19 protein-coding genes are annotated in these 21,461 nt (G+C 61.5%); 11 read left to right on the top strand and 8 right to left on the bottom strand.

Annotated elements, in window-relative coordinates:
- Window positions 1-15 precede the first annotated feature (15 nt).
- Genes zapE through FEV51_RS02115 form a run of 3 tightly spaced genes read right to left on the bottom strand, consistent with a single transcriptional unit; the run spans window position 16 to window position 2,377 of the window.
- The gene (gene zapE / locus FEV51_RS02125; RefSeq protein WP_138615580.1) at window positions 16-1,134 is read right to left on the bottom strand and encodes a cell division protein ZapE; all 1,119 of its coding nucleotides are present in this window, start codon (window positions 1,132-1,134) and stop codon (window positions 16-18) included.
- The gene (locus FEV51_RS02120; protein WP_138615579.1) at window positions 1,131-1,586 is read right to left on the bottom strand and encodes a PaaI family thioesterase; all 456 of its coding nucleotides are present in this window, start codon (window positions 1,584-1,586) and stop codon (window positions 1,131-1,133) included. The genes zapE and FEV51_RS02120 overlap by 4 nt, the downstream gene beginning before the upstream one ends.
- Window positions 1,587-1,594: 8 nt before the next feature.
- Window positions 1,595-2,377, bottom strand: a complete 783-nt coding sequence (locus FEV51_RS02115) for a succinate dehydrogenase iron-sulfur subunit (RefSeq protein ID WP_138615578.1) — start codon at window positions 2,375-2,377, stop codon at window positions 1,595-1,597.
- Between the two features lie 139 nt (window positions 2,378-2,516).
- Here FEV51_RS02115 and FEV51_RS02110 point away from each other — a divergent pair, with 139 nt between their 5' ends.
- The 3 genes from FEV51_RS02110 (at window position 2,517) to FEV51_RS02100 (ending at window position 5,595) form a co-directional block, all read left to right on the top strand.
- Complete coding sequence (locus FEV51_RS02110) at window positions 2,517-4,070, top strand: lipopolysaccharide biosynthesis protein (protein ID WP_138615577.1); 1,554 nt, start codon at window positions 2,517-2,519, stop codon at window positions 4,068-4,070.
- A gap of 86 nt (window positions 4,071-4,156) precedes the next feature.
- Window positions 4,157-4,897: a methyltransferase family protein gene (locus FEV51_RS02105; RefSeq protein WP_138615576.1), complete on the top strand. Its 741-nt coding sequence runs from the start codon at window positions 4,157-4,159 to the stop codon at window positions 4,895-4,897.
- Between the two features lie 29 nt (window positions 4,898-4,926).
- Window positions 4,927-5,595 carry a nucleoside/nucleotide kinase family protein gene (locus FEV51_RS02100; protein ID WP_138615575.1) on the top strand — a complete coding sequence of 223 codons (669 nt, stop codon included), beginning with the start codon at window positions 4,927-4,929 and terminating at the stop codon, window positions 5,593-5,595.
- Here the strand turns inward: FEV51_RS02100 and mobA are convergent.
- Window positions 5,535-6,359: a molybdenum cofactor guanylyltransferase gene (mobA, locus tag FEV51_RS02095; protein WP_138615574.1), complete on the bottom strand. Its 825-nt coding sequence runs from the start codon at window positions 6,357-6,359 to the stop codon at window positions 5,535-5,537. The genes FEV51_RS02100 and mobA overlap by 61 nt on opposite strands.
- A gap of 143 nt (window positions 6,360-6,502) precedes the next feature.
- On the opposite strand from mobA, the gene FEV51_RS02090 reads away from it, so the two are divergent.
- Entirely contained in the window at window positions 6,503-7,138 is a 636-nt protein-coding gene (locus FEV51_RS02090) for a class I SAM-dependent methyltransferase (protein WP_246034391.1), read from the top strand.
- Between the two features lie 85 nt (window positions 7,139-7,223).
- Here the strand turns inward: FEV51_RS02090 and FEV51_RS02085 are convergent, their stop codons facing one another.
- Entirely contained in the window at window positions 7,224-10,046 is a 2,823-nt protein-coding gene (locus FEV51_RS02085) for an Rne/Rng family ribonuclease (protein WP_138615573.1), read from the bottom strand.
- Window positions 10,047-10,492: 446 nt separating this feature from the next.
- Here FEV51_RS02085 and FEV51_RS02080 point away from each other — a divergent pair, with 446 nt between their 5' ends.
- The 6 genes from FEV51_RS02080 to FEV51_RS02055 all read left to right on the top strand — a co-directional run bounded on the left by FEV51_RS02080 (window position 10,493) and on the right by FEV51_RS02055 (window position 17,924).
- Complete coding sequence (locus FEV51_RS02080) at window positions 10,493-11,347, top strand: N-acetylmuramoyl-L-alanine amidase family protein (RefSeq protein ID WP_138615572.1); 855 nt, start codon at window positions 10,493-10,495, stop codon at window positions 11,345-11,347.
- A gap of 69 nt (window positions 11,348-11,416) precedes the next feature.
- The gene (locus FEV51_RS02075; RefSeq protein WP_138615571.1) at window positions 11,417-13,927 is read left to right on the top strand and encodes a penicillin-binding protein 1A; all 2,511 of its coding nucleotides are present in this window, start codon (window positions 11,417-11,419) and stop codon (window positions 13,925-13,927) included.
- 43 nt (window positions 13,928-13,970) lie between these two features.
- A complete protein-coding gene (locus tag FEV51_RS02070; protein WP_138615570.1) occupies window positions 13,971-14,525 on the top strand; it encodes a peroxiredoxin in 555 nt (184 codons plus the stop codon).
- A 109-nt stretch (window positions 14,526-14,634) separates the two neighbouring features.
- Entirely contained in the window at window positions 14,635-15,762 is a 1,128-nt protein-coding gene (prfB, locus tag FEV51_RS02065) for a peptide chain release factor 2 (protein ID WP_138615569.1), read from the top strand.
- Complete coding sequence (locus FEV51_RS02060) at window positions 15,759-16,478, top strand: class I SAM-dependent methyltransferase (protein WP_138615568.1); 720 nt, start codon at window positions 15,759-15,761, stop codon at window positions 16,476-16,478. The genes prfB and FEV51_RS02060 overlap by 4 nt, the downstream gene beginning before the upstream one ends.
- Window positions 16,479-16,517: 39 nt before the next feature.
- Window positions 16,518-17,924: an NAD(P)H-dependent flavin oxidoreductase gene (locus tag FEV51_RS02055; RefSeq protein ID WP_138615567.1), complete on the top strand. Its 1,407-nt coding sequence runs from the start codon at window positions 16,518-16,520 to the stop codon at window positions 17,922-17,924.
- Between the two features lie 48 nt (window positions 17,925-17,972).
- Here the strand turns inward: FEV51_RS02055 and FEV51_RS02050 are convergent, their stop codons facing one another.
- Entirely contained in the window at window positions 17,973-18,992 is a 1,020-nt protein-coding gene (locus tag FEV51_RS02050; RefSeq protein ID WP_138615566.1) for a 2-hydroxyacid dehydrogenase, read from the bottom strand.
- A 113-nt stretch (window positions 18,993-19,105) separates the two neighbouring features.
- Between FEV51_RS02050 and FEV51_RS02045 the strand changes: the two genes are divergently transcribed.
- Window positions 19,106-19,573: an SH3 domain-containing protein gene (locus FEV51_RS02045; RefSeq protein WP_138615565.1), complete on the top strand. Its 468-nt coding sequence runs from the start codon at window positions 19,106-19,108 to the stop codon at window positions 19,571-19,573.
- A gap of 70 nt (window positions 19,574-19,643) precedes the next feature.
- Here the strand turns inward: FEV51_RS02045 and FEV51_RS02040 are convergent, their stop codons facing one another.
- Together FEV51_RS02040 and FEV51_RS02035 are read right to left on the bottom strand one after the other, a co-directional pair.
- Complete coding sequence (locus tag FEV51_RS02040) at window positions 19,644-20,066, bottom strand: hypothetical protein (protein ID WP_138615564.1); 423 nt, start codon at window positions 20,064-20,066, stop codon at window positions 19,644-19,646.
- A 108-nt stretch (window positions 20,067-20,174) separates the two neighbouring features.
- Window positions 20,175-21,371, bottom strand: coding sequence for a thiolase family protein (locus FEV51_RS02035; protein ID WP_138615563.1), 1,197 nt, complete (start codon window positions 21,369-21,371; stop codon window positions 20,175-20,177).
- Window positions 21,372-21,461 lie beyond the last annotated feature (90 nt).

The following is a 21,461-nucleotide window of genomic DNA, read 5'->3' as shown; positions in this document are numbered from 1 at the left end:
CACATACCGGCATGTTCAACCCTGCACGCCATGCCCGCGCGCCATGTACTCCGTGCTCTGCATTTCGCGCAGGCGGCTGACTGTGCGGTCGAATTCGAACGCACCATCGCCAGCGGTATAAAGCGTTTCCGGCTCCGCAGCGGCGGTGGCGAACAGCTTGACGTTGTTTTCGTAAAGCGCGTCGATCAGCTTGGTGAAGCGGATCGCTTCATTGCGATTGTCCGGCCCCATGTCGGGGATGCCGACCACGATGACCGAATGATAAGCGTGCGCAATCGCAAGGAAATCGGCGGCACCCCTATTCTCGCTGCACAGCCGCTTGAAACTGAACACGCCAACGCCTTTGAGGCTTTTGGGCACGCGCATTGTTCGGCCGCCGCCCAGATCAAGTTGGGCGGAGGGCACATGCGCGGCGTCTTCGGGCTTGTAATCGGTCAGGCGGAAGAACGCTTCGCGCACCTGCTCTGTCGCCGCATCGCCCAATGGGGTGTGCCAGCTGTCGAGATCGCCCAGCCGGTCAAGCCGGTAATCGGTCGGGCCATTGAGCGATACGACATCCAGCTCGGCCTGCACCAGATCAATGAACGGCAGGAACAGCGAACTGTTCAGCCCATCCTTGTACAGGTCGCGCGGCGGGCGATTGCTGGTGGTGACAACTGTGACCCCCTCGTCACGGATCAGCGCAGTGAACAGCCGGCTCATGATCGCGGCATCGGCGGTGTTGTTGACCACCATTTCATCAAAGGCGAGGCAGCGAATACCCGATGCCAGACGGGCCGCCACCGGAGCAATTGGATCACCCGCTTCCTTGGAGCGCTCTTCGCGGATCAGCCTGTCGACTTCGAGCATGAATTCGTGGAAATGGACGCGGCGCTTGTCGGTTATGCCCAGCGTCTGGACAAACAGATCCATCAGCATGGACTTCCCGCGCCCCACACCGCCCCACATATAGACGCCGCGCGGCTGCTCAGCTTTGCCGCGGCCCAGCAATTTGCCCAGGAAACCGGAGCTGGCCACTGTCTCAAGGCTGCGTTGCAGGGCGTCCAGTCGCTCTGTTGAACCGCGCTGGTCGGGATCGGGTCGAAGCTCGCCGCCAGCGACCAGCGCATCATACCGCTCCAGCATCCCGCTCACTTGCGGTGCATCTTCTTGACGATACCCGAATAGGCGGCAACGCGGTGCTCATCCTGTTCGACCGTACCGCGAATAAACACCAGGCTGCCCGTTTCCCGCACAATTTCGCTAATAGCATCCAGCGGCTGCGACGGATCGCCTGCGCCGACAAATTGCGTTGACAATTCCAGCGTAACCGACGGGCCAGCGCCGCCGCTGCCCACTGTGTGCATTGTGGTGAACAGCGAGATGTCGATCAGCGACAATGTCACCGCGCCGTGGATGATGCCCTGCAAGTTTTCATGCTTGCGCTCAGGAAACATGCGTAGGCGGCAACTGGTGCCTTCAATGCGGGTGATGAGCTTGCCCATCACCGCACCATTAAACAGCGTTTCGTCTTTCAAATTCCAGTGCTGCCAGCCCGGATTATCGGGATCCGGTCCGTGCTGAAACAAAGTATCGGGGAGCGCCATCGCCGGCGTCAGAGCGCCCGTTCGGCCATCATCTTCTTGGTTTCCGCAATCGCCTTCGCCGGGCTCAGGCCCTTGGGGCAGACGTTCGAGCAATTCATGATCGTGTGGCAGCGATACAGGCGGAAAGGATCTTCCAGCTGGTCAAGCCGCTCACCCGTCATCTCGTCACGGCTGTCAGCCAGCCAGCGATAGGCCTGAAGCAGGATTGCGGGGCCAAGGAATTTGTCCGAATTCCACCAATAGCTGGGGCAGGCGGTCGAGCAGCAGGCGCACAGGATGCATTCGTACAGTCCGTCAAGCTTCTCGCGTTGTTCGGGGGACTGGAGGCGCTCCTTGCCGCTCGGCGTGGTGGAGACGGTCTGCAACCACGGGCGGATCGAGGCATATTGCGCGTAGAAATGCGTAAAGTCGGGAACCAGATCCTTGATGACTTCCATATGTGGCAGCGGCGTGATGCGAATTTCGCCATTGAGATCTTCGATCGCGGTGGTGCAGGCGAGGCCGTTCTTGCCGTTCAGATTCATTGAGCAAGAACCGCAAATACCCTCGCGGCAGCTGCGACGGAAGGTCAGCGTCGGGTCGACTTCGTTCTTGATCTTGATCAGCGCGTCCAGGACCATTGGTCCGCAGGCATCAAGGTCCAGTTCGAACGTGTCGTAACGCGGGTTTTCGCCACTGTCGGGATCGTAGCGATAGACCTTGAATTTCTTCACGCGGCCGCCGCTGTCCGCCGAATGCGCGCGGGTCTTGCCAGTGATCTTGGAATTCTTGGGAAGTGTGAAGGTGGCCATTTACGGGGCTTTCCTGGAAGCTGTTGCGGCTCCTTCTAGCGGCTGCTTCGCCAAGGGCAAGGGTGCCTTGGCCCTGCTTTTAGCCATCCCGCACCGCACGCTTTCCATAAGCCGCATTTGCCCCTAGTGGCCGCAACCGATGAGCGAGATTGGTCAGCCCCCCGATACCATCGACAACCGCCGCGTTGCGCGCGGTCTGGGCTCGACCATATTGGGCCGCCTTGGCGCGGTTATCGAGATTGTTGCCCAGCCACTGTATGTCGTGATGTTCGGGCTCGCGGGATACGGGCTTTACGCAGTGCTATGGGCAGCAGTGAACTTGATCGAGAACATTTTCGATCTCGGCATGACCAGCGCGATGCAGCGCACGGTGCCCCAATCGGCAAGCCATGCCGATGCAGCCGAGGCGCTGCGTACTGCTCTCCTATTCGGAGTGGGGCCATGCATTCTGGTCGCCACCGGGATTTCGCTATCTGCCGATCAGATCGCGCCGCTGCTGAATGTGGCGGCAGAGGATCAGGCATTGGTTACCCCGGCAATCCGGCTGTTTGTCTGGACATTGCCGCTGTGGGCCTTAGTTGAAATTACCACCTCAGCATTGCGCGCGCGGATGGTGTTTGGCCCGGAAATCCGCCTGCGGATCATGTGGGAGCAGATGATGCGACTGGGCTTTGCTGCGCTGTTCTTTGCTATGGGTATGGGGCTGCGCGGATTGTTCATTGCGCATATCATTTCGCTGACACTGACCGCGATCCTGTGTGTGCGGTTGCTTCAGCGGTATTACCAGTTTGCCGAGCTGAGGCGGGGCAAGCTTTGGGGTAAGACCGCGCAGGACACCGTGCGTGCGGGTCTGGCGATCCTGCCGTCCAATGTAATCGCGCGGCTGTTCGGGGATTCGCCTGCGCTGATCCTCAATCTGCTGCTGCCGGGCGCAGCAGGCGCAAGGGCGGCGGGCCTGTTCACGATTGCGCGCAAGCTGTCGAGCGTGGTGCAATTGGTGCGGATCGCCTTCGTCTATGTGATGGCCCCGTTGGCCGCGAGTGCGGAGAAGGCGGACCGCGCTCAGGTCAAGGCGATATACTCCTATGCCCTGCGACTGGTGCTGGCGATTGCCTTCCCGCTGGCCGCAGTATTGGCCGCCGGGCGCAGTTCGCTGCTCAGCCTGTTTGGCGATCAGGCGCAGGTGGCACAGGCGGCGGTGGCGATCCTGTTGTTCGCGCGCGCCATAGAGGCTTTGCTGGGTATCTCTGTTCCGGTGCTTCAGGTTATCTCAGCCTACCGGCACCAGCTGACAGCCAGCCTGATCGGCGTGCTGGGCGCACTTGTGGCCGCATGGCTGCTGGTCGGGCGGATTGACCCGCTGACCGGCATCACTTTGGCGATGTCGTTCGGCATCGTTGTGATGGCGGGTATTCCGATGCTACAGCTGATGATCAACGATGGCCTGCACCCGTTCGACCGCCGCTTCCCCGCTGTTGCCATGACGGTCATGGCGATATCGCTGGGAGCGGGCGCGGCGGCGTGGCTTGCTAGTGGCCTGCCCGATCCGGCAGCCATCCCCGCAGTCGTATTCATCGCTGCTGCTGCGATCTGGGCATCGCTGCGATTTGCCCTGCCGTTTGATGACCGTGCGTCGCTGGGCAAGGTCGGGCGCAAAATGCGGTTGGTTCCTGCCGGTCTGGCGGACAGTTGACGCGGCGCCGCACCGCCAGCTAAAGGCGGGCACCCCGCCACCGACCGCCCGGATATGCGCGGCCAAACAAGCGAACAACCGACCTCATGTACCAGCACGAACTCGCCCGTAGCGGCAAGCGCCTGTTCTTTATCCGCGGGACGTACATCTACACCGTCATTGCGATTGCCACATTGATTGCGTGGTGCAGCGGCGATCTCGGCCCCTTTGCTGCGCGCGCTGCTGACCAGGCATGGTTCTGGATCTCGCTGGCAGTGGCCTCGACCGGGGCGCTGATCCGCGTATTCACCAGTGGCTGGGCCGCGCTGGGCACCTCAGGCCGCGCCAAGGTCGCTGCCGAGGCGTCGGAATTGAACACCACCGGGCCTTACAGCCTGGTGCGCAACCCGCTTTATCTCGGACGGATCCTGAATTTCACCGGGCTGGCGATGCTGTCGGGCAGCTGGGTGTTCGGCGCGCTGGTGTTCCTGATTGCAGTGCTGATCTACGAACGTATCTCGACCTATGAGGAAGAATTCCTGCGCGAGAAATTTGGTGAGGCGCACGGCCAATGGGCCAAGGATGTACCATCGCTGTTGCCGCGCCTGACGGGGTGGGTCAGCCCGAAATATCCGTTCTGGTGGAAGCGCATGATCTGGCGTGAACAGAACAAGCTGTTCCTGCTGGCGACGGCAGTATTCCTCACCTGGCTGGCGCGGCTCGATTTCAATTTAGCCGCCATTCCCACCATTATGATGGGCTGGGTCTATGCCTATGCGTCCCTGGTGGTGATCCGCTTTATTATCGGCGGGCTCAAGATGATCGGGTTCTTCAAGGAATTGAGCTGATCGCGATCTCCGGCGAACCTCTTGCCCCGGTGATTGCCGTGGTGGGCAGCGACGGGTCGGGCAAATCGACGCTGTCGGCGGATATTCTCCAGCATATTCGCAAGACCCGTCCGGCAGAAGCGGGATATCTCGGGCTTGGCTCGGGTGAGCAGGGCAGGGCGATTGGCCGCTGGCCAATGATCGGACCGCGCCTTCATGCGTATCTCGATAGCGTTGCGGACCGCCTGCGTGATCCGCAGCAGACCATCCCCGGCATTCTCCCCGCGCTGTATGCCCTGCGCAAATCGCGCAAACGTCATGCGCAATTTGACACTTTGCTGGAACAGCGGCGCGCCGGGATTGCGATTGTCACCGACCGCTATCCGCAAAGCGAAGTGCCCGGCCTGCATGACGGACCGATCATGGCCGGGATTGCAGCCACGCCCCGGATCGCCGCGCTGCAAGCCGAAGAGCGCGCGCTTTATGCCGAGATGGCGCAGTCTCAGCCGACGCTGGTGATCCGCCTTAATGTCGATGTCGATACCGCAATGGCGCGCAAGCCGGACCATGTCCGCTCGCTCATCGCCCGGAAGGTTGAAACCGTTCGCCAACTGACATTTGCCGATGCGCCGATCGTCGATCTCGACGCGACGGTTCCTTACGAGGAAGAATTGGCTGCTGCATTGGCGGCGGTGGATGCGGCGCTGGCGGTCGTCTGACGGGCGGCCATGATCGCTTCGATTACTGGCAAATCGCTGGGCTTGTCGGCATCGATACAGGCCTCTGGCGCGGCCATTGCCACCACCTTCGCCGTCAATCCAAACCGTTTGGCGACGCGGCGGGCGAAGCTGTGGATGTCGATCAGGCGCAGGGCCGCGCCCAGCAACAGAGCGGGGCCAAATGCGCCGAGGATTTTCCAGCGCTTCTTGCGGTCCTGCTCGATAGTTTTCCAAAACTCGACCAGCAGCTCTACTTGCGGCCCGCCAAGATAGAACAAGTTGGCACCCGACCAATGCCCGCCGCGAAAGGCGAGCCAAGTGCGGATCGTCGAATGCCCCGCATCGCGCACAGCTTCGCGCTCCACCAAGCCGACCGCCAGATCATGCCCGCTCGCTTCACTCAGAAATTGCGCGATCATTTCCGGTGTGAGCAGCACATTGTCGGCGGTGGTGACCAGCAACGGACCTGGCGCCTCACGCAGCGCCGCCTGCACAGCATCGGCGATCCCGCCACGCGATGTTGTCCAATCAGCCAAGCCTGCGGCGGCAATTTGCGGATTGTCCTTAAGCGTGGAAGTATCCTGCGCCGCGATGACGATGCGACCGATTTCCGGGGCAGCGCTGAGCGCGGTAAGGACGTGCGCGAGCATGGGTGTGCCTGCAATCGGCAACAGCGCTTTGCTGGCAAGCTCCGTACCCGCCAAAAGCGGGTCAGGACCGGGCCGCGATCCGGCCAGAACTAGCGTGGTGAGAGGTTGTGACACAGCGCGCGCTTAGCCTGATTTCGCGGTGCGACGCCAGACCCTGGGCCACCTGCACGCGGAACCTCAATTGTGGGTCGTGGAACGAAACTTATTCACAAGCGTGCAAAACACGATAGGTCTGTGGTGGGTCTGGAGGGAAAGCAGTGGGATTGCGCCAGATATATGACCGGCACATCATGCCGCGATTGGTGACGCTGGCTTGTGGGCAGCCAGCCATTGAGGAACGGCGGCGCATGGTCGTGCCGCTTGCCAAGGGACGCGTGTTCGAGATCGGATGCGGCGGCGGGCTCAACCAGAAACTCTATGACCGCGACCGGGTGACTGCGCTGGCGGGGATTGATCCGCATGGCGGCCTGCTTGCCAACGCCCGCGCTCAGGCGATGGAATATGGCTGGGATGCCGATCTTCGCGAGGCCAGCGGGGAGGCGATCCCGTTTGCTGATGGCAGTTTTGATACGGTCCTGTGCACTTACACGCTGTGCTCGGTGGATGACCCGGCGCAGGTGCTGTCCGAAATGCGGCGCATCCTGAAACCCGGCGGGCGGCTGCTGTTTCTCGAACATGGGCGCGCGCCCGATGCAGGCGTGGCGCGGTGGCAGGAGCGTATCGAGCCGGCTTGGAAGCCGATTGCAGGCGGGTGCCATTTGACCCGCCCGATTGGTGCGTCACTCAGGCGCACTGGCTTTGAGGTCGAACCGCTGGGGCAAGGCTATCTGCCCAAGACACCCAAGGTGATGGGCTGGATGGAGTGGGGCGCGGCGCGCAAGGCTGGCGTGTAATGGGACTGCTGCCTTAAGCCGCTGCCCGCGTGAATAAATGACCTCGCCCGCACCGCCACACTGGCGATGCGGGCGCTTTGTCATTCTACTCGCCGAAGGTGCGCTGCCACCAGCCGCGACGCTGTTTGCCAGCCTCGGTTGCGGGCTGCTCTGCTTCCGGCTGTTCGGACTTGGCCGCTGGAGCCTTGGGCTTGGCGGCCTTCGTGGGTGCCGGAGCAGCTGTTTCAGTCGGTGCCCCCTGTGCTTCGGGTTCGGCGGCCTGCTGCTTGGGCTGCGCTTTCTTGCGGACCCGCTTGGGCTTTTCAGCAGGAGTGTCAGCCTTGTCAGCCGGTGCCTCTACCGCATCAGCGGCGGGGGCATCGACCTTCTTGCGGCGCGTGCGCTTTGGCTTGGGAGCGGGCTCAGCAGCAGCTTCTTCTGCTGCTGCCGGCTTGTCACCCGTTTCCGGCGCTGCATCAGCATCGGCTGGTTTTTTGCGGCTACGCGGCGCGCGCTTCTTGGGCTTGGGCGCGTCTTCCTGGGCCATAACTTCGGCAGTTTCCGGAGCATCATCTGGCCCGGCAACCACTGCCATATCGGCAGAGACCTGCTCGGAAACTTCGCTCAGCTGTGCTGCGTCATCCGCACTCACATCATCGCGCTGTTCACCGCGTCCGCGGCCACCCCGGCGGCGGCCACCCCGGCGGCGGCGCTTCTTTGGCCGGTCCTCGCCATTCTCGTCATCCGAACGCGTTTCGCTTGCATCGTCGCTGTCGTCAGATGATTTGTCGCCATCGTCAGAGGTCTTGGCGCCGCGTCCGTTATCGGTGCGATCATCGCTGCGATTGTCGTCGTCACCATCACGGCTGCGGGTGCGGCCACGGCCACCACGGCGGCGGCGGCGCTTCTTGCGGTCACGCGAATCGTCGTCGTCATTGTCGGCATTGGAAGTACCGCGATCGCTGTCCTCTGCGGCGTCATCCACATCGTCATCATCGTCGTCGTAATCATCGACTTCTTCGACCATTGGTTCGAACTTGGGCGCGTGGGTCGGCTTGGGTCCGGCGCTGGCGACAGCCATCTTTGCGCCTTCTTCTTCGCCTTCGGGACGCACTTCGACGGAGACGCCGTAACGCTGTTCGATCTCCATAAGATCGGCGCGCTTTTCGTTGAGCATATAGACCGCAGCTTCGGTGCTGGCAGACAGCACGATTTTGGTCCCCTTGCCCTTGGCGGCTTCCTCTTCGATCAGGCGAAGCGCTGACAGACCAGCGGAGGATGCGGTGCGGACCAGCCCGGTGCCGTCACAATGTGGGCATTCGCGGGTGGTGGCTTCCAGCACGCCGGTGCGGAGGCGCTGGCGGCTCATTTCCATCAGGCCGAAGCTGGAAATGCGGCCAACCTGGATGCGGGCGCGGTCGTTTTTCAGCGCGTCTTTCATCGCCTTTTCGACCTTGCGGGTGTTGCCGCTGCGATCCATGTCGATGAAATCAATAACGACCAGACCGGCCATATCGCGCAGGCGAAGCTGACGGGCGATTTCGCGGGCTGCCTCAAGATTGGTGGCAACCGCGGTCTGCTCAATCCCCAGTTCCTTGGTGGAGCGGCCCGAGTTGATGTCGATCGACACCAGCGCTTCGGTCGGGTTGATGACCAGATAGCCGCCGGATTTCAGCTGCACGACGGGATCATACATCGCCTTCAGCTGGTCTTCGGCACCGAACCGCTGAAACAACGGCACGGGATCGACATACTGCTTCACCCGCCGTGCGTGGCTGGGCATCAGCAGCTTCATGAATTCCTTGGCCGATTTGTAGCCCGGTGCGCCTTCGACGACGACTTCCTCGATTTCGCGATTGTAGATGTCGCGGATGGCCCGCTTAATCAGATCGCTGTCCGAATGGATCAGGGCAGGGGCCGCCGATGACAGGGTGCGCTCGCGAATTTCGTCCCACAGGCGGGCGAGGTAATCGAAGTCGCGCTTGATCTCGGTCTTGGTGCGGCTGAGCCCAGCGGTGCGGACAATCAGGCCCATCGATTTGGGCAGCGAAAGGTCGCCGACAATCTGCTTGAGACGCTTGCGGTCACCAGCATTGGAAATCTTGCGGCTGATCCCGCCGCCGTGGCCGCTATTGGGCATCAGCACGGTATAGCGTCCGGCCAGGCTCAGATGGCTCGTCAGTGCAGCGCCTTTATTGCCGCGCTCTTCCTTGACGACCTGGACGAGCAGCACCTGACGGCGCTGGATGACATCCTGGATCTTGTAACGGCGGCGCAGTTCGAGGCGGCGGGCGCGGGCATCATCGACATCCTTGGCGCGGCTACGGCCCTTGCTCTGCTGGAGGTGACCACGGCCACGTCCGCGTGACGAGCGGCGACCCTTGTTGTCGTCATCGTCCTCACTGTCGTCTTCGTTGTCGTCGCCATCGTCATCGTCGCTGTCATCATCATCGCCGTTTTCGACGTGACCTTCTTCGATGGTGGAGACGTGGTCCTTTTCAGAGGTGTCGATTTCCTCAAGCCCGTCTTCGGCGAGGTCTTCGGCCAGCGCTTCGGCGCTTTCATCGTCGGCGTCATATTCGTCGCCCGGCATTTCGCCGCGCTCTTCTTCGTCATCGCGCAGGCGTGCCTCTTCCTCGGCCACTTCGGCCTCGGCAGCGAGCAGCGCTTCGCGGTCTTCCTTGGGGATCTGGTAATAGTCGGGATGGATTTCGCTGAAAGCGAGGAAGCCGTGCCGGTTGCCGCCAAAGTCGACGAATGCCGCCTGCAGCGACGGTTCGACGCGCGTTACCTTTGCAAGGTAGATATTGCCTTTGATTTGCTTCTTGTCGGCTGATTCGAAATCGAATTCTTCAATTCGGTTGCCTTTGAGGACCGCCACCCGGGTTTCTTCCTGGTGGCGCGCGTCGATTAGCATGCGCGTTGCCATAGTAAATTCTCCACACGCAGCGGGGCGGGGCGAGCCCGGCCTTCACGCTGCGTAACTTTGTTGGGACACCGCGCCCGCCAAGCGGGACGACGGCATTGCGTGGCCGGCAACCGTGCATCAGTGCGCGGGGCCGGTTATTCGTGTCTGCAGCGCTGCCTTGGCGCGAAAATTGCGCTGTCCGGCCCGGCGAAAGCGCAGCGCAGGCAGAGGCCTGAACTACGATTTTCGGGGAGGAACTGGGCATGGGCTGCATCAACCTGTGATGTGACGGCGCATAAGATTCGCGCCGCCTGGAAGGGCCGGTCAGGGAGGGGAACCTGCGTCTTCGCGAAGCTTCGCGTTGATTGCAGGCACCGTCTAACCGGAGCGCGTGTCGCTAGCACCGTGGGTTTCGCACGGCAACCTTATTGCGTGTAGACCCCATACCGCCGTAACCACCCGTCCAGATGACCGATCGCGCGCGCATTCTTTTGTTTTTGTTGGTGCCATTGGCGCTGGTGGCCGGAGTGGTCCTGGCGGTGCGCGGCACAGCTTTTGGCATGGGCAATGATTACGTGCTGCGGGTGCAACTCACGGCGGTGGATACGGCCCCGCCGCTGCCCGAAGTGGGGGGCGACGGTCGCTTGCCGCTGGTGGTAATTGATCCGGGGCATGGCGGTCATGACCCCGGCGCATCGGGCGAAAACGTAGTGGAAAAACGCCTGGTTCTGGCGCTTGCGCAGACCTTGCGCGACACGCTGGAGCGCGAAAATATCGCCCGTGTGGCGCTGACACGTGACGATGACCGCTATCTGCTGCACACCGAACGTTATGAAATTGCACGGCGTCTCAATGCCGATCTGTTTATTTCGATCCATGCCGACAGCGCAGGAGAATCCAGCGAGGTCACGGGCGCCAGCGTCTATACCCTGTCCAATGACGCATCGAGCGAGGCCGCACGCCGGTTCGCAGAGCGAGAAAACGCTTCAGACCGCTTGAACGGGATCGAGATCGGTACGACCAGCGACGCGGTCAGCGATATTCTGGTCGATCTGTCACAGCGGCGCACGCAAGAGGAATCAGCGCTGTTCGCCAGCATGATCCGCCGCGCCGGGGAGGGGCAAATCCAGTTTCACCCGCAGGCCCGCCGCTCCGCTGCGCTGAAGGTCCTGCGCGCGCCGGATGTGCCGTCGGTGCTGTTCGAAAGTGGATACATCACCAATGTGGATGAGGCGCAGCGGCTGTCTTCGGAGGAGGGGCGCACCCGCTTCGCCGAGGTGATGGTGCGCAGTATCCGCAGTTATTTTGCGCGGCAGAGATAATCTGCTCACCTGCCTGCCGGTTGTATCTGGCGAAGTGCGCAGACAGCATGCTAAGGGCCGTTTCAGACCATGGAAAACCTCTCCGCTCTTGCTTACGCCCGTCACCGCCTGCGGCGTGATCCCGCAATGCTTTACGCATGGTTTGGGGAGAACTGGCACAAGAGCCGCAAACTGCGTGTCATCAGCTATATTGCGGGGATCGGGCTGGTTCTGCTGGCGCTCGCCTGGACGACTTTGGCGCGCAATTTACCCGATGCCGAATCGCTGCTGGATTATGAAACTCCCTTGCCCACCGTGGTGCGCGGCGTGGATGGTCAGATCGTCCACTCTTATGCGCGCGAACGGCGCGTCCAACTGCAATATGCCGATTTCCCGCAACAGTTGATCGAGGCGTATCTGTCGGCGGAGGACAAGACGTTCTTCAGCCATAGCGGCGTGGATTTCACCGGCACGCTGAATGCGGTGTTTGATTATGCCACCAAGCTGGGGTCGGGTGACCGCGCAGTGGGCGGTTCGACGATCACCCAGCAGGTCGCGAAGAATCTGCTCCTGGGTGATGAATACTCCGTGACGCGCAAGCTAAAAGAAATGGTGTTGGCGCAGCGGATCGAGGGGGTGCTGACCAAGCGCGAAATCCTCGAACTGTATTTGAACGAGATCCCGCTGGGCCGCCGCAGTTTTGGTGTGCAGGCCGCCAGCCGTGCCTATTTTGACAAGGATGTAGGCGAGCTGGAATTGAACGAGCTGGCATTCCTGGCAATCTTGCCCAAGGCACCGGAACGCTATGGCCGCACCAAATACACCGACCTGGCGATTAGCCGCCGCAATTTCGTACTCGACCAGATGGTCGCGAATGATTTTATTACTGCGCCGCAGGGTACTGCGGCCAAGGCCAAGCCGCTTGGTCTGGTTGAACAGCGCAGTGAACGGTCTGCCGATGCCGGTTATTTCCTTGAGGAAGTTCGCCGCCAGTTGATCGATCGTTTCGGTGAGACTGCCGACACGGGCGCGAACAGTGTTTATGCGGGCGGCCTGTGGGTGCGCACGTCGCTGGATACTGAATTGCAGGATGCGGCGCGCGATGCGCTACGTGCAGCGCTGCTGCGCTATCACGGCAATCGCGGCTTCTCCAAGCCGGTGGCGACGCTGGACCCAGAGAATGGCGACCTGCATTCGCAGCTGGCATCCTCGAACCTCGCCATCAATTACAAGGATTGGCGCATCGGCGTCATCACCGCCACCGGGCCAGTGAAGATCGGCTTCACCGATGGCGAAGATTATGCGCTGGCGGGCGCGCCAGCTGCCTTGAAAATTGGCGATGTTGTCGCGGCGGAGAAATCGGGCGAAGGTTTCCGCCTTCGTGTGGTGCCGGAAGTGTCCGGCGCGTTTTTGGCAGAGGCACCGCAGACCGGCCGCGTTCTGGCCATGCAGGGCGGCTTTGACAGCCGTCTGGGTAGCTTCAACCGCGCGACACAGGCACTGCGCCAGCCGGGGTCGACTATCAAACCCTTCGTCTATGCCAGCGGGCTGGATCAGGGCCTGACCCCGGCCAGCCAGGTGCCCGATCAAACCTTTTGCTTCTGGCAGGGCGCAAATCTTGGCGAGAAATGCTTCCGCAATTTCGGCGGCGGCGGCGGCGGGGTTCACACCATGCGCTGGGGCCTTGAACAGAGCCGTAATCTGATGACTGTCCATATTGCGATGGAAGCGGGCATGGAAAACGTTACCGGCACTTTCAAGCGAGTGGGGATCGGCGATTACAAGAATTATCCCAGCTTCGCGCTGGGTGCGGGTGACACCACGGTGGCCAAGATGGTCAACGCCTATGCTGCGCTGGCCAATTGGGGCCGCCAGAACAAGGGTTCGGTCATCGACTATGTCCAGGACCGGCGCGGCAAGGTGATCTATCGTTCGGACACGCGCGCCTGCACCGGCTGCAACATGGACAAATGGGATGGGCAGCCGATGCCGCGGTTTGAACCGGGCGGCAAACAGGTCCTTGATGCGCGCACCGCGTTTCAGGTGGTCCACATGCTGCAAGGCGTGGTCACGCGCGGCACCGCAGTGCGACTGCGCGGGCTGAACCTGCCGCTATTCGGCAAGACCGGCACCACCAGCGGACCAACCAATGCGTGGTTCGTCGGCGGATCGCCGGATATGGTTGCCGGGATGTATGTCGGCTTTGATCAGCCGCGCAATCTGGGCGGCTGGGTTCAGGGCGGCAACACTGCCGCGCCGATCTTCAAACAGTTTGTCGAACAGACCCGCGATCGCTGGAACGACGAGGATTTTGTCGCGCCGCCGGGTGTGCGCATGGTCAAGATCGACCGCCGCAGCGGCAAGCGCGTGTTTGAAGGTACGCCCTCCAAAGATCCCACTGCCGCGATTATCTGGGAGGCATTCAAGCCTGACACTGAACCGCCTCGCGCCACCCGCTCTGATGCCATCGCGTCCAAGCGCAACGAGATACTCGAGATGATCCGCCGGGGTCGGCAGACTTCGCAAAGCTCGCAGCAGCAGCAGCGTCAGGCGGCGGAGCAGAATCCCGACTTCGTTGAAGAACAGGGCGGTATCTACTGATTTGCGGTTGGCAGGTGCGGCGCGGCGGTTCATTATGCTGCGCATGACCAGAACCCGCAAAGCAATCGCCGCTTCGCTTGCCGCCGTGCTCGCGTTCGCAACCACGCCTTCATTCGCTGCACTCAAGGGCGGGGCGCAGGCACCGTTGTTTACGGCATCGGGGGCGATGGCGGGCAAGCCGATCACTGTCGATCTGGCGAAGGCGCTCAAGCGCGGGCCGGTGGTGCTCTATTTCTTCCCGGCAGCGTTTACCGGCGGCTGCAATATCGAAGCGCAAGCCTTTGCCAATGCGATGGACGGTTTCAGAAAAGCTGGCGCCACCGTAATCGGCATGACCGCAGGAAACACCGATCAGCTGGCGGCATTTTCGGCGGAAAAATGTGCGGGCAAGTTCGCGGTTGCGGCAGCTACGCCCAAGCTGATCGCCAGCTATGATGTTGCCTTGACCAAAGCCGATGGCTCAAAAACTGATTGGAGCGACCGCACGACCTATGTGATCGGACAGGACGGGCGTATCGCCTTTTCCTATTCCAACCTCAAGCCGAACGAGCATGTCGCCAAGGCTCTCGCGGCGGTGCGCGGGCTGGCATATAACTAACCGTACAATTTCGTAGCCGCCGGGCAGTGCACGGTGCGTCAGGGTGGCTTTCCCCGCCCGCCGCTCTGCGCTAGGCGCTGGCGCGATATCTGATTTCAGGAGAAACCGCATGCGTGCCGAAGGGCAGGCCCATATTGACCGGATCGAGGCTGCGCTGGAGCTGGTGCGTCAGTCGCTCGACTGGGAACGCGCGCTGCGGCGGCTCGAAGAGCTGAACGCACGGGTCGAAGATCCAACTCTGTGGGACAAGCCGAAAGAGGCCGAAGCCGTCATGCGCGAACGGCGCACGCTCGACAGCGCGATTGGCACAGTCCGCGAAATCTCGGCAGAAATGGCCGATGCAATCGAGTTTATCGACATGGGCGAGGCTGAGGGTGACGACGAAGTGGTGACCGATGGTCTCACCTCGCTCGCCAATCTGGCTGCCCGTGCTGACCGTGACAAGGTGCAGGCCCTGTTGGCTGGTGAAGCCGATGGCAACGACACTTTCATCGAAATCCATGCTGGCGCAGGTGGCACTGAAAGCCAGGACTGGGCCGAAATGCTGTTCCGCATGTATGGCCGCTGGGCAGAGCGCAAAGGCTTCAAGGTCGAAACGGTGGAATATCAGGCCGGTGACCAGGCGGGCATCAAGGGCGCAACGCTGCTGGTTAAGGGCGAAAATGCCTATGGCTATGCCAAGACCGAAAGCGGCGTCCACCGTCTTGTCCGAATCAGCCCCTATGACAGTTCAGCACGGCGGCACACCAGCTTCAGCTCGGTCTGGGTTTATCCGGTCATCGATGACGATATCGATATCCAGATCAATGAAAGCGATCTGAAAATCGACACCTATCGCGCCAGCGGCGCGGGTGGTCAGCACGTCAACACCACCGACAGCGCGGTGCGCATTACACACCAACCCACCGGCATTGTCGTCGCCAGCCAGAACGATCGCAGTCAGCACAAGAACCGCGCTACTGCCATGGGAATGCTCAAAGCCCGCCTGTTTGAACGGGAAATGGCGGAGCGTGAGGCAGTTGCCTCGGGTGAGTATCAGGAAAAGAGCGACATTGGCTGGGGCCACCAGATCCGCAGCTATGTCTTGCAGCCATATCAGATGGTCAAGGACCTGCGCACAGGCGTAACCTCACCCACTCCCGACGATGTGCTGGACGGCGCGATCGACGATTTCATCTCCGCCGCACTCGCCCAGCGCGTGACCGGGGAGACCGTCGAAGTGGATGACGTCGAGTGAGGCTGGCTGCGCTGGTTCTGCTGGCAAGCGGACTGCTTGGCGCTTGCGACCAGACGCTTGCCCCCACCGATGGCGCAGTGGAATTTCCGCAGCCGGACCGGCCCGTGTCCGATCTGGGTTCGAACCAGTTTTCCACCGAGGTCCAGCGAGACAGCCGAGGTGAAGCGCAGACTGTGATGAAGCTGGCCGAGATCGAGCCCGGCATGACCGTGGCCGATATCGGCGCAGGCGAGGGCTATTACACAGTGCGTCTGGCCGAAGCTGTGGGCACCGATGGACGCGTACTGGCGCAGGATATCGACCGCGATGCGCTAAGCCGGTTGGCGCGGCGGGTTGAACGCGAGCGGCTGGACAATGTTTCGATCCGGCTTGGCCAGGCGGGTGATCCGCGGCTGCCAGAAAACAGCTTCGACCGGATTTTCATGGTCCATATGTACCACGAGATTGCCGATCCCTATGCCTTTATGTGGCGGATGTGGCCCGCACTGCGCGCTGGCGGTCAGGTGGTGGTGGTTGATATCGACCGGCCCACCGATGCGCATGGGATCGATCCCCTGCTGTTATCCTGCGAATTTGAACGGGTTGGTTACGAGCTCGTGGAGTTCAAGGACGCGCCGGAGCTTTCGGGGTACTATGCACAGTTCAAGGCAGCGGCTAACAGGCCCCAGCCAGGAGAGATCAGGCCCTGCCGTAGCGACCGCGCGGACAAGGGCTGAGGGCGCTCTGCGACCCGCACTGAAAAGGTAGAACAGAAAATGAGCTTCAAGGGTCTTAAACCGATCATTTATGGCGGACGCGAAGTCTGGCCATTGATCGAAGGCGGCAAGGGCGTTTCGGCGACCAATCACAAAAGCTCGGGCGCCTGGGCGGCAGCTGGCGGCATCGGCACTGTGAGTGCGGTGAATGCCGACAGCTATGATGCCGAGGGCAAGATTGTTCCGCAAATCTATGACCAGCTGACGCGCAAGGAACGCCACGAACAGCTGATCCGCTACGCCATCGACGGTGCCACCGAACAGGTGAAGCGCGCCTATGAGATGTCGAACGGCAAGGGCGCGATCAACATCAATGTGCTGTGGGAAATGGGCGGCGCGCAGGAAGTGCTCGAAGGCGTGCTGGAGAACACGCGCGGTATGGTCACCGGCGTGACATGCGGCGCGGGTATGCCCTACAAGCTGGCCGAAATCGCGCAGCGGTTTAATGTCTGTTATCTGCCCATCATCAGTTCGGCGCGCGCTTTCCGCGCATTGTGGAAACGCAGCTATAGCAAGGTGCCCGAATTGATGGCGGCAGTGGTCTATGAAGACCCGTGGCTGGCGGGCGGTCATAACGGCCTGTCGAATGCCGAAGATCCGCTGAAGCCCGAAGATCCCTATCCCCGCGTGAAAGCGCTGCGCGAAACAATGCGCAAGGAAGGCGTATCGGAAGATACCGCGATTATCATGGCGGGCGGCGTGTGGTTCCTGCGCGAATGGAGCGACTGGATCGACAATCCAGAGCTCGGCAAAATCGCCTTCCAGTTCGGCACGCGTCCGCTGCTGACCGAAGAAAGCCCGATTCCGCAGGGTTGGAAGGATATGCTGCGCACGGTCGAGCCGGGCGATGTGCTGCTGCACAAATTCTCACCGACCGGGTTTTATTCCTCGGCGGTCAAGAACCCGTTCCTGTATGATCTGATCCACCGCTCTGAACGGCAGATCGCCTTCGCCAAAACCGAATGCGGGGTGCACAGCAAGCTTCTCGACGTGGGTGTGCGCGGCAAGAACATGTGGGTCGCGCCAAGCGATTATGACAGCGCCAAGGCATGGTTCGCGCAGGGCCACACCGAAGCGCTCAAGACGCCTGACAGCACCATCGTCTATGTCACGCCAGACAGCCGCGACACTATCCGCAAGGACCAGAAAGATTGCATGGGCTGCCTGTCGCATTGCGGGTTCTCATCATGGAAAGACCACGATGATTACACCACCGGACGTCTCGCCGATCCGCGCAGTTTCTGCATTCAGAAAACCCTGCAGGACATCGCGCATGGCGGCGACACGGACGACAACCTCGCCTTCGCCGGACACGCAGCATACCGGTTCAAGCAGGACCCGTTTTATTCGAACAACTTCACGCCCACGGTGAAGCAATTGGTCGATCGGATTTTGACGGGGGATTGAGCGGGCTGCCTTACGTCGCCCCGGATCAGGTCCGGAGTGACGGTGAGCTTAGGGGTTGAGCCCAGTCAGCACCTGGTCCGGTGGCCTATGTCCGTCGGCCCACATCCGAATATTGGCGATGACTTTCATCCCCGATTCCTCGCGGCCTTCGCGGGTGGCGCTGCCGATGTGGGGCAGGGTCATGACATTGGGGTGCGCCAGCAAACGCGGGTCGACATTGGGTTCGTCGGGATAGACGTCCAGCCCGGCTCCGGCGAGGTGACCAGCCCTTAGCGCCGCAATCAGCGCCTCTTGGTCGATCAGCTCTCCCCGCGCGGTGTTGATGATGCTGGCCTCGGGCTTCATCATCGCCAGCCGCCGTGCGTCGATCATGCCGATGGTGTTCTCTGTCGCCGGGCAATGCAGCGTCAGAATATCCGCCTCAGCCACCAGCGCGTCGAGACTGTCGACATAGCGGGCGCCGAATATCCGCTCGACCGCTTCGGGTAGCGGCTTGCGGTTGTGATAGGCAATCTCCAGCCCGAATGCCCGCGCCCGGTGTGCGACGGCCTGACCGATCCGGCCCATGCCAACGATCCCCAGAACCTTGCCGCCCAATTTGCGGCCCAGTAGCGCGGTGGGTGTCCAGCCGGTCCATTGCTGGCTGCGGATCAGCTCGACTCCTTCACGGACACGGCGGGGAACGCCGATAATGCCTGCCATCGCAATATCGGCGGTGTCATCGGTGAACACGCCCGGAGTGTTGGTGACGAGGATTTTGCGTGCAGCGGCGGCCTTGAGATCGATGTGATCGGTCCCCGCGCCGAAGCTGGCGATCAGTCGCAGCCGGTCGCTGGCGCTGGCGATAAGGTCGGCATCGATGCTGTCAGTGACAGTAGGTACCAGCACATCGCAATCCTGCACCGCCGCTTGCAGCTGCTCGCGCGACATGGGGCGGTCGGTCTGGTTGAGCGCGGTGTCGAACAGTTCGGACAGCCTCTGTTCGACAGTAGGCATCAGGTGCCGGGTGACCACCACACGCGGTTGATGGTCGAGGCGTTTGGCGGAGGGAGAAGTTGGCGTTTCCATGCAATTCAGAGCGCTAGGCGGTGGGTAAGGGTCGGGTCAAGCGTGCCGCTGTGAGACGCCAGCCCAAGGGGCACTTGCAGCGCGACTCGCAACTGCTTAGGAACGCACGCTCTATGGTCGCCCGTATAATCGCCTTTATGCTTGCTTGTCTGTGCCTTGCCATGCCCGCAAGCGCGCAGGACCGCGCCGTGCCCTATTGGGCGACGATCCGTGCGAGCGAGCTGAATATGCGGGTTGGTCCCAGCGCCGATTACAAGATTGCGTGGGTCTATCGCCGTCCCGGCCTGCCGGTAAAGGTCATCAGGGTGATGGAAGGCTGGCGGTTGATCCAAGACCCTTCTGGGGATCGCGGTTGGGTCGTGGCGCGCCTTTTGAGCCCTGATCGCGGGGCGATTGTTGTCGGGGAAGGGATGGCCCAGTTGCGGTCTGATCCGGCAGACAATGCGAAGATCAAATGGCGTTTGCAGCCGGGCGTTGTCGGCGTGCTTGGCGATTGCAGCCGCGGATGGTGCGATCTCAATGTCGGCAAGCGATCGGGCTGGATCCGCGCTGAACGACTATGGGGCGCCAGCAAGCCCTGATCAAATCAATAGCTGAACAAAAAAGGGCGGCCCGTGCTGGACCGCCCTTTCGTGTTTATCGTGCGAAGGCTTATTCAGCCGGCATCATCTGATTGCCCGCATCGACTTCGATCTTGCGAACCGTCGATCCGGTTTCCATGCCATCAGGGCCAATGGTCGTGAAGGTGCCATCTGCGCCCGGTGCGGTTGCGGAATAGCATGCTTCGGCACCATCGCCGGTCGGGTCGAAGCACATCTTGTCGCCCTCGGCGCGCCATGTGCCGCGTTCGGTTTCGGTGCCATTGGTCATATCGACATAGGTGCCATCGGGATTGACGGTCTGCATGACTACCGAACCATCGGCCATCTTGACCTCATAGGTCCCGCTCATATCACCAGTGGCAGTTGCCGGATCGGCTGCTACGGTCGTGTCGACCGGCTCAACCTCAGCCGTCTCGTTCGAACCGCAAGCGGCCAGTGCGACACAGGCCGCCATCATAACAAATTTCTTCATTCAAAATGCTCCCTCAATCCCATCCGATCCGGGATGTAACAGGTTTTTTGCCCGCTAGATAGCGAGGCGGACACGCCCAGCCGTGCTGCTGCGCATAACTCTTTCAGATCAGACCAGCTCCACCGCCACGGCAGTTGCCTCGCCGCCGCCAATGCACAGTGCCGCGACGCCGCGGGTCTTGCCCTGCTGCTTCAGCGCGTTGAGCAGCGTCACTATGATGCGTGTGCCGCTGGCCCCGATGGGATGGCCCAGCGCAGTGCCGCCGCCATTGATATTGATCTTGTCATGCGGGATGCCGATGTCGCGCATGGCGAACATCGCGACGCAGGCGAATGCCTCGTTCACTTCCCACAGCTCGACTTCGTCCGCTGACCAACCGGCCTTTTCAAGCACCTTCTCGATCGCGCCGATGGGGGCAACCGTGAACTGTGCAGGCTCCTGCGCGTGCGCGGCCATTGCGACGATCTTGGCGACTGGCTGCTGGCCATTGTCCTTGGCCAGGCTGGCGCGCGTCAGCACGACTGCGGCCGCACCGTCCGAGATTGAACTGGAGGTAGCAGCTGTGATGGTCCCGTCCTTGGCAAAGGCGGGGCGCAGCTGCGGGATCTTGTCGGGCTTGCCCTTGCCGGGCTGTTCGTCATGTTCGACCGTCACCTCGCCTTTGCGGGTCGAGAAGGTGACCGGAACCACCTCGTCAGCAAACGCGCCGCTTTCGATGGCGGCATTGGCGCGGCGCAGCGATTCGATAGAGTAGTCGTCCATTTCCTCACGCGTCATCTGATATTCGTCGGCAGTGCACTGTGCGAAAGTGCCCATGGCGCGGCCTTCCTCATAGGCATCTTCCAGCCCATCCAGGAACATATGGTCATAGGCGGTGTCATGTCCGATCCGCGCGCCGGAGCGGTGCTTCTTAAGCAGATAGGGTGCATTGGTCATGCTCTCCATCCCGCCCGCAACGACATAATCGGCGGTGCCGCTGGCCAGTGCCTCGGCGCCCATTATGACCGTCTGCATACCGCTGCCGCAAACCTTGTTGACCGTGGTTGCCTGTACGGATTTGGGCAGCCCGGCCTTGACCATGGCCTGGCGGGCAGGGGCCTGACCAAGCCCCGCCGGGAGGACGCAGCCCATATAGGCGCGGTCAAATTTCTCGCCCGCAACGCCCGACCGCTCAACCGCCGCCTTGACCGCAGTGGCCCCCAGATCGGTTGCGGAAACTTCCGCAAGGGCGCCCTGCATTCCGCCCATCGGGGTGCGGGCATAAGACAGGATGACGATGGGGTCGGCTGCGCTGAACTGGGTCATGCTTGTGCTGGTCCTTGTGATCTGGGATATCGGTTGCCAAAGGCGACCTTTCGGTTCGCCTACAAGTTAGTGCTGCAATGCAGCAGAATC

Origin of the sequence: Qipengyuania marisflavi (genome assembly GCF_005884405.1) — a bacterium.
Classification (GTDB): Bacteria; Pseudomonadota; Alphaproteobacteria; order Sphingomonadales; family Sphingomonadaceae; genus Qipengyuania; species Qipengyuania marisflavi.
The sequence above is the reverse complement of the archived record's forward strand: the minus strand, read 5'-3'. Positions and strand labels throughout refer to the sequence as shown.